Annotated in this window: 4 protein-coding genes and 2 pseudogenes; 1 reads left to right on the forward strand and 5 read right to left on the reverse strand. The window is 68.3% G+C overall.

The genetic code is table 11. The annotated features are described in order from the left end of the window. Positions 1–14: 14 nt before the first annotated feature. The 4 genes and pseudogenes from ACIBBH_RS40745 to ACIBBH_RS40760 all read right to left on the reverse strand — a co-directional run bounded on the left by ACIBBH_RS40745 (position 15) and on the right by ACIBBH_RS40760 (position 6,924). A complete protein-coding gene (locus ACIBBH_RS40745) occupies positions 15–848 on the reverse strand; it encodes a group II intron reverse transcriptase/maturase (protein WP_399413785.1) in 834 nt (277 codons plus the stop codon). Between the two features lie 75 nt (positions 849–923). Further along, positions 924–2,380 (reverse strand): annotated as a pseudogene (locus ACIBBH_RS40750) (NF041680 family putative transposase). Between the two features lie 1,384 nt (positions 2,381–3,764). Continuing rightward, positions 3,765–6,458, reverse strand: a complete 2,694-nt coding sequence (locus ACIBBH_RS40755) for a tetratricopeptide repeat protein (RefSeq protein WP_399413787.1) — start codon at positions 6,456–6,458, stop codon at positions 3,765–3,767. Between the two features lie 4 nt (positions 6,459–6,462). Next, on the reverse strand, positions 6,463–6,924 hold the full coding sequence (locus tag ACIBBH_RS40760; protein WP_399413789.1) for a hypothetical protein: 462 nt from the start codon (positions 6,922–6,924) through the stop codon (positions 6,463–6,465). A gap of 314 nt (positions 6,925–7,238) precedes the next feature. Here ACIBBH_RS40760 and ACIBBH_RS40765 point away from each other — a divergent pair, with 314 nt between their 5' ends. Then, the gene (locus ACIBBH_RS40765; protein ID WP_399413791.1) at positions 7,239–7,988 is read left to right on the forward strand and encodes a hypothetical protein; all 750 of its coding nucleotides are present in this window, start codon (positions 7,239–7,241) and stop codon (positions 7,986–7,988) included. Positions 7,989–8,535: 547 nt separating this feature from the next. On the opposite strand, the pseudogene ACIBBH_RS40770 reads toward ACIBBH_RS40765, so the two are convergent. Further along, positions 8,536–8,634 (reverse strand): annotated as a pseudogene (locus ACIBBH_RS40770) (IS5/IS1182 family transposase); the annotation flags it as partial. Positions 8,635–8,722 lie beyond the last annotated feature (88 nt).

Genomic DNA, 8,722 nt, shown 5'->3' on the forward strand with positions numbered 1-8,722 from the left:
GCTCTCCAGTGACGTCATCTCCGGGTTGAGACCGTGGCCCGTCCTCTGTGGATTTCCCAATGGCAGTCGTGGCAGACGACAAGGGTCTTGCGTCGACGCTGTGCCATGAGCCTTACCCAGGGAGAGGGTTCGGGCCGACCAGGCCGATTGAGATCTGCCATTTTGCGGATGTGGTGAGCTTGCAGACCACTCCGCGACTCGCACATCTCACACTGTCCCGCCAAGAGCCGGTGGATCAGTTCATTACTGCCGGTGTATCTCGTTGACGGGGCCTTGTCGACCAGGTCAGCAAAGCATTGCCGCTTCAACGGGATTCCGCCGAAGCGAGCTACCAGTGGCTTTCTTCCGTCACTGCGCTTGACTATGACCTGCATGCACGTCCGTGGCCCGTCGGGCGTTTGGACGGTCGCCCTGTGGCGGCGAGCCATCCGAGTGACGGTGGACTGATGTTTCCTGGCCAGGGTCTTGAGCATGGACGATTCCATGACCCAGTGCAGCATGCCCAGACGTCCTACGTCTTGGGCCAGAAGGTAGTACTGGACGAGTCCCCGATATTCCGCTTGGTACTTCGCCACGATCGAGAAGTCCTGATCGTGTATCAGCGCCCCGCGAAACGCCGGTTTCCCGCGCTTCATATACAACGCGCACCGTTTCCGGATCACGTCCCGTGGCACGTACAGCCCAATGCAGCCATTGACCGCTCGACGCCCGCGAGTGATCTTCGTGTCCGCCAGCTGGGTTCTCAGCTCGTAACCGAGGAAGCGCGCCGCTTGGCTGGCGGCGTGCGTGATCAGAGTCTTGGATTCCGACAGTTCCAGCTTGAGTTCGTCATGCAGGAACTCCCTCATCCGGTTCTTGATCTCCAGGGCTTCTCGCTTCGGCCCAGCAAAGCCGAGCAGCCAGTCGTCGGCATAGCTTGATCTTTAACCTGTGCGGCGGGGTCGTGGGGACGTTGACTTCTTCGTTCGCTGTTTCGTAGCGCCTGGTTTGCGGACGGTGTGCACGTCGTAGCGCGGGGTGGGCCGGGTGTTCTTGCGGCCGGGTGGTCGTCCTGGGCCGGGGCGGGAGGATTTCGGTGCTCTGGCGGGGCAGGCGGCCTGCGGGCGCAGGTGCCGAAAGTGGCGGCGGACGCGGGCCGGGGTGAGTTTGTTTGGCGGGCTCGGTTTCTCCCACGGCCGGCGCAGGTCGGCCGCCAGCGGGCGGACCAGCCGCATCTGTGTGTAGACGGCGAGGATCAGCCAGGTCCACCGGTCAGCAGCCTGGGGAGTGCGGATCTTCGGGCAGGTCCAGCCCAGCGTCTGCTTGAACAGCCGGAACGTGTGCTCGATGTCGAAGCGCCGCAGGAAGAACTGCCAGAGCAGGTCGACTTGGGTGTCGGTGGCATCGGTGCCCGACCACCACAACGACACCGGCTTCGGCCTCGCGCCGCTGGGCAGGTACTCGACCTGCAGACGGATCACAGTGCCCTCGATGACCGGCAAAGCGCCCAGCTGGGAGACCCATGCAGAGTGGTGAGTGAGCCTGGGGTGGAGTCGGTCCCAGGCCCTGGCGGTGGCCGTGCCGTACAGACGGGTCTTGGTCACCGTCGTCGCATCTGGAGTGTTCCAGGTGGCCGGATCGCCGAAGGCGAACTCGCCGCCGTGGCGGGGCGGACGGCCCCGGGTGCCTGGCTCGCGGGGCGGGGCTGCCCGGCGCAGGACACGGTCCGAGCGCATCCGGCCCAGCACCTGCACCGGCAAGTCCTTGAGCAGGTGGGCCAGGCGGGGAACGTCGTATCCGGCGTCCACCACGATGAGGATGTCCGGGTCGTCGTCATTCCACTGCCCGGCCTCCATCAACCGCTCGATAAGCCGCGCATCTGCCGGGCGGTGACGGTGGCGGCGTCGTCACCCGGCGCCAGACGTAGCGCGTCCAGCGGCGCGGTCCAGGAGCTGCGGCCTGTTTCCAGCGCGCAGATCACCGAATACGGCCAGCCGGGGATGGGGATGTGCTGGTCCTTGCCGCGTCCGTAGGTGTGACACGGAATCCGCTGCGGTGAGGTGTGGGCGTCGGGGCGCAGCCAGCAGGTGATGTCGGCGGCCAGCACCAGCCGGCCGTCCGCCGCCCGCGGCAGCGGCACCGCAGCCAGGGCCCGCCGCAGCCTGGCGATGTCCACCCGACCCGCGGCCAGGGCGTCATACAGCCCGCCGTGTCCCCGGCGATGCTCGCCCACCAGCGATAGCTCCACCAGCGAGCGGACCGGGCCGTCCGCGCACAGCACGGCGTCGGCCAGCTCGAACAGCGCATCCGAACGCCTGGTCAGGCAGGAGTAGAACTCGCCCCGGAAGCGTGACAGCTCCGCCAACGCATCCTGCCGGGCATCGCGATGCAGCAGACTCATCATCACGGCCTTCGTACTGGACGTGTGTGTTCCTTGGTCGGAGCACATGTTCAGACGAAGGCCGCTTCTGCGTACGGCAGTTACCGGACCGAGTGATCACGTTCGACGCACCATTCGACACCGGAGGTTAAAGATCAAGCTAGGCCTCGAAGAACGGTTCCAGGACCAGTTTGGCGGCCATCATCACCACCCGGTCCGCCACGGTGGGAATCGACAGCGGCCGGAACTCCCCCGGCCGCCCCCGGTTTGGGAATCTGGACCCGCCGCAGCACCGACGGACGATACGTATACGTCCGTAGCCGCTCGGCCAGATCCTGGAGGAACGCATCCACCCCCGAGGCCACCACCGCGTCGACGGTCACACCGTCGACGCCGGGGGGCTCCCCGGTTCGCACACACACCGGCCCACGCCCGCCGGAGAACGTCCATGCGGTGGACATGGCTATACAGGGCATGAAACCGGCGTTCGGGTTCTTGCTTGGCACAGCGGTAGAGCGTCCGCTGCAAGGCTCGGACCTTGTCCAAGAAGGCGGACACCCGGTCTCGCGGCGCCTTCCTCCCGACGGATGGAACCAGCCGAAACGGCACTCATCCGTGCCCCTCCCTGTTCGCGAATCGCATCGATGAAGCAGAGGCCCTTCGCTCCCAGCGGGTTGTGTTGTCCCGCCGATCGGCACTACTACGACCCCCTCCGACTGCCTCTCGGCAGCCCGCCACTTCCCGGTTCCGCCGGTTATAGGCAGGCCACGCTTCCCACGCGGCATGCGCGGGGCCGAGGAGGCTCTCTCCAGTTCCCAGGACAACCTTCCAGCCATTCCACGCCCCTTACGTCGGGAGGTTCTTCAGCGACTGCTCCAGGTCCAAGATCGCCTTCTATGGCCTCAGCCTTTCAAGCAAGGCTCGGCTCCTCCTTGGCCCGCCCACGGGCGGGATTAAGTGACGGCATTGCAGGCTTCACTTCATGTTGCGGACTGGCCGGTTGCACGCCCCCGAGGAGCGCTTGTCACTCCACTTCGGCGCCATCCTTTCGAGCGACGCCGGGAGTCAGCTACCGGGGACCCTGGCGTCTCCCCGGACCGGACTTCCACCGGCTGGCTATCCTGATCTTGTCGTCCGGTTACATCGTTCACATCCCTTCTGAGCTGCGGTGACGTCCGGACTGCTGGACGTACGCTTGTCGTTTAACCTTCGGCGCCCGACGAAGGTGAGTCGTTTTCGGCGGCGAGGGTGACATAGACGCCGACCGCGCCGCGCAGCTGGAGAAGCTGGGCATGGTGTGGAGCCACTTCGACGTCGCCTGGGAGGAAGGCCTGGTCGCCGCCCGTGGGTGGGGTGTTCGCGCTGGCTCATGCGGTGGCAGGCGCATCAGCTCAGGCGAGCCGTGTCAGGCGAGGTCGGCCAGCCAGATCCGGGCTTCCGTGGCCCGGGCAGCCCTCAGCCCGGCCAGCCGCTGCACGGCCTCGGTGCCGAGCCGCCGCGCGCCCTCCCTGTCGCCGAGGGCGGCTTGTGCGCGGGCTGCCCCGTACAGGCAGAGCGCGGCGATCTCCTCCTGGCCGCTCCGCTCGGCGCCCGCGAGGGCCGCACGGAAGGTTTCCGCGGCCGTGGCGTGGCCGCCTTCCGCCTCGTGCGACTCGCCCAACCGCATCCGGAGCCGGGCGATCACTGCTGCGTTGCCGCGTTCCAGCCGCATGGCACGCAGCAACGGCTCCTGGGCGCCCCGCGCATGGCCTCGGGCCAACTCGAGATCCGCGGCTGCCTCCAGCGCCTCCACCAGCACCTCGCGCACCGCGATCCGCTCCGCCACGTCCAGGCTCTCGCGTACGTGGGCGTCGGCCGCCTCGTACTGCCCGTCGGCCAGTTCCTGCCGGGCGAGCGCGCTCAGTGCGTCGCTCAGCTTCTCCGGGCGTGCCTGCGCCCGGGCCCCCTCCACCGCCTGCCGCAGCAGCCTGCCCGCCTCGTCATACTCGCCTTGAGCGGTCAGTACCCGGCCCAGGTTGACCAGCAGCGGTACCTGCTCGTGGTAGTCCAGTTCCCAGGCGAGTTCCAGGCCCTCGGTCAGCAGCATGCGCGCCTGGGCGTGGTGGCCGCGGCGGACGGCCAGCCATCCCAGACCGTGCAGGGCGTCCACCTCGTCCGTGCTCAGCCGCTCTGCGCGGGCGAGTCCCAGGCATTCCTGGAAGAGTTCCCGCGCCTGGGCATACGCTCCGGCTAGCGCCCGCATCCAGCCGCTGATCTGGAGCAGCCCGGCGATCTGCGGAGGATCACCGTACTCGCGGGCCAGTTCCAGGCCGCGCCGCAGGTGCGCGGCCGACTCGTCGTGCCGTCCCTGCAGTCCGGCGACCCAGCCGAGCCCCTGCAATGCCGGCACCGCTTCGACGCCCTGGGACCCAACGAGAGCGTCGGAGAAGTGGCGCCGTGCCCGTTCCAGGTCGCCGCGCATCCCGACGCTCCAGCCCAGTTTCAGCAGCAGGCCGACGATCTCGCCGACCGAGTCAGTCTCCTGGGCGCGGTGCATGCCCTCGTCGAGGTACCGTCCGCCCTCCCGCAGGTCGCCGCGCTCCAGGATGACGCTGCCCAGCCGCAGCAGCGTGCGGGCCTCGGCCCGGGCGTCGCCCAGTACCCGGGCCGCGTGCAGGGCGTGCCGGAGGTGGGGCTCGGCCACGGTGTAGAGCCCGCGGTGCACCAGCCGGGGATAGGCGGCGTCAACGCCGGTGAGGAGTTCCTCGTGCATGCCGTGGTGGTGGGCGTGGTCGAGCGCCTGCAGGACATTGCCGAATTCGCGCTGGAATTCCTCGCTGGTCATGCCGACCTCCTCGGCTCCGTCGGGGGGCCCCGCCTCGGCGGAATCGGCGCCGAAGGGGCCCTTCCCTCCGGCCATGCCCACGTACACCACGACCATGCGCCGCTCCGCCGCTCCCAACGAGTCGCCCTGCAAGGCCGCGACACCCGTGGATGCGGTGTCTTTGGAGCGTACGAAGTCGTGCACGACTTGGTGCATCGTGTAGCGGTTGTGTCCGGCGGACTCCACCAGACCGGTGCCGGTGAGGGCGCGTATGAGCTCCGGCGCAGCCCGGGCTACAGCCTGCGCGGCTGCTGCCGGGAAGCTGTTGGGCTTCGCAGGGAACGCGGTGAGGGCGAGCAGTGCCCGGCGTGCCTCGGGTGTCAGCCGGTCGTGGCTGACGTCCAGTGCGGCGAGCAGTGAGAGGGACAGACTTCCGGGGATGCTGGGGTGGGCGGCGGCCGGGGCCTGTCGGCGGGCGAGGCGCAGGCGTTCCCCGGCCCGGCCGAGCTGGTCCAGGGCGTCAGCGACCGAGGCTTCGCCGTCGATGGCCGCTCGGCGCAGGTGATGTCCGATCAGGTTCAGGGCCAACGGCAGCCCGCCTACCAGTTCCACCAGCCTGGCCGCGGCCGTGGGGTCGGCGCCGACCGCTTCCGGCGCCAGCGCCTGCAGGAGCCTCAGCCCTTCGACGGGCACGAGTTCCCCGACACGCAGCGCCGCTCCGCCGAACTCCAGTGCTACCGCGGGAAAGCGGGTCGTCATCAGCTGGGCGCAGCCGGGGCCGCCGACCTGGAGGGCGAGCGCGTCGTCCGAGTTCCAGGCGTCGTCGATGACGAGAAGCAGCCGTCTGCCGCCGATCCGGCGGTGCAGCGCCTCAGACCAGCCGACCAGGTCTGGGGCGGTTAGCTCCTGGGGGCCGAGTCCGACATGTTCCCCCCACAGTGCCAAGTGCCGTACGACATCGGTGGTTCCGGCTCGTGAGCCCAGGCCTGCCCACAGCACGCCATCCGGGAAGGTGGCGCGTACATCGTCGTCGTAGGCGAGGTCCAAGGCGAGCGCGGTCTTGCCGACGCCAGGCAGTCCGTACAGGGCGACCGAGCCGGACGGGAGCGCCTGTCTGATCCGGGCGCGGAGCTCGTCCCGCCCGACCAGGAGCTCAGAGGGGCGGGGAGGGGCGAGGAACGGGGCCGGGGCGGGCTCGGGCCGGGGGTGGATGTGGACGGTGGCATGGTCACCCACCAGTGCGACGTCGATGTCCCCGTGGAACTCCACGGGCGTGGGCTCCCCCGGCTGGTCCACAAGGTCACTCCATTGGCGCGGGGGAACCGGACTCGGAGGTACCGGACGCACGCGCCGAGGACGGCAGATCGGGCCGGTTGACGGTCACGTTCACGCGCGCGGCGTCACCGATGACGGCGCTGCCTACCTCTCCGTGGAAGTTCGTCCGGTACTTCGGCCCGGTCTCCGGCGCCCTGCCCGCCTCTGTGAGCACCCGCTGGGCCGCCGCGATCAGCTCGGCGTCCTCCGCGGCGCCTGCGGCGACGAGCTCGGACTGCAACGGCCGCTCCCAGGTGTCGGGTTCCCGATCGAACCGGTCCAGGACCAGGTTCCCGTCCTCCCGGCCGGCGAGCCGGGCCCGTACCCGCTCCCGCAGGTCGCGGTGGGCGGACCGCACCGCGTTCCTGACGGATTCCTGGGCGACATCCGTCAATCCCGCCGCCGTACCGGCAGCAAGGGCAGCGATGATCAGCGAAACCGGTTCCACGGACCCTCCCCGGCCCCTGCAACGAAACGTGTACAGAGCGTAACTCTCAACGGTCCCTTGGCGCCAGCGGTTCGTCCTGCGGAAACGAGGCGCCCCGCCCCGCGCTCCCGTGCCGGGTGTGGTGAGTGCCGCGGCAGAATTCCTCACCGGAGTCACGGACCGCTTCTCCGGTCACGCCACCGGAGCACCACTCCAACTCGCCTCACTCGACGGATGGTTGAACCAGTACTAGCCTCCGCAGCGTGTCCCAGGAATGTGTGAAGTCCTGCCCTGCTCTACACAAGTCGTACTACAACGCGGCCTATGCGCTGGAAGTGGGCCTCAAGACCAGCATCACGAATATCGTTCCGACTCTGTGGCCGGTGTCCATGATCGGGCTGGACCGGCTCAACCGTGCGATGAACGGCGTCGAGCGGGCGCTGTTCCCCACGACTCCCGGCATTGCACCCATGGACCCGCAGGCCGTTGCCGGCCTGCTCGACGTGTACGACAGGCTAAGTACATGCCCCGGGCCGCAGGCCGGAACAGAGTCCGTACGGCGGTGCTTCTCCAGGACCCTGCGGGCGTTCGGGGCGGCGCACACCAAGGAAATTCCCGCATACTCCTGCCCGGCGAGCACCGTGCCGGCTCCCGGCGTCCTGCCCAGCCAGTGCCCCGAGGTGCAGAAGCACGCGGTGATCCTGACCGAAAGGCTGGTCAAGGCAGCCGACACCGACGGGCTGATTCCCTTCGTCCGCAAGGCGCTCATGGGCCATATCGACGGCAAGACCTTGGAGCACGTGAAGAACTCGGCCGAGGCTCTGCGGAAGGAACTTCCGCAGCTGGCAGGTGATACGCGCAAACTGGCCAGGAAAGCGGTCCTGGCAGGCGACATGGCGCGCTACGCGGGCATGGCGGCCAGGACGGCCAACGTGGTCGGAGACAGTATCGAGGGCGTGCGGTACCTCAGGGCCGCCCATAGTCTAGACCAGTTGGTCCTGCACATCGCAGATCCCGAGTACACCTGTCCGGACACGACCGGCACCTGCAACCGGCCGCCCGTCAGTCCTCCGCACGCCGGGTGACAGGCGCTGCTGGTCCCGCCTCCGGGGGGCTCGTACCGGCGGCCCTGCAGACGATTCGCCGGCCCAGGGAGCGCGGACGCGGAGGTGGGACGGGGCCGGGCCGGGAGCCCGGCTGCGATGGCTGGTCAACGTGAAAGGCATGCCGCATGACGTGGTCCTTGCCTGAGCCGATACTCACCGTTGCCGTGGACAGCCCTGGCTTGCCCGCTGGGTGGGCTGCGGAGCCGAAGTAAGATGGTTCTCCAGACACTTGATTGTGTCCTCCCGGAATCCACCGTGTGCCCCCTTCCCTGAACGCCCCTTATCGCGCCCGTCCGGGAAGCATCCTGCCTTACACGCGCAGCCCTTGCTGACAGCGTGCGCTCGGCAACTCACCTGCATGTGACGGAAGTTGAGTCAGCGAGTAGAACTGTCAAAGCTCCCGACGCCATCGGCGACGGAACGGATCGCCACACTCCCGGGCAGTAGCGCCGAACAGCCACGTAGTAGGACTCCGTTACGTCAGGGCGGTCTGCCGTCCGGCTAAGGCGTGTATCGAATGTGCTGGTCACAGCCACTCGTTGATGGCCGCGACGAGGACGGTCGCCTCGTAGCGGACCGCGAGCTTGTCGTACCTCGTAGCCACGGCCCGGTGCCTCTTTAGACGTCGTTTCAGTTGGTGAGCCTGCGGTAGCTGATGAGGGCTGCGGCGATGCCGACGAAGGCCAGGAAGTGCTCGGCCTTTCGCTCGTAAC

Source organism: Streptomyces sp. NPDC051636, assembly GCF_044453765.1.
GTDB lineage: Bacteria > Actinomycetota > Actinomycetes > Streptomycetales > Streptomycetaceae > Streptomyces.

What these genes read in the sequence shown, in the direction of transcription:
- ACIBBH_RS40745 (WP_399413785.1), bottom strand. Translation starts at nt 848, where the DNA reads ATGAGGGAGTTCCTGCATGACGAACTCAAGCTGGAACTGTCGGAATCC.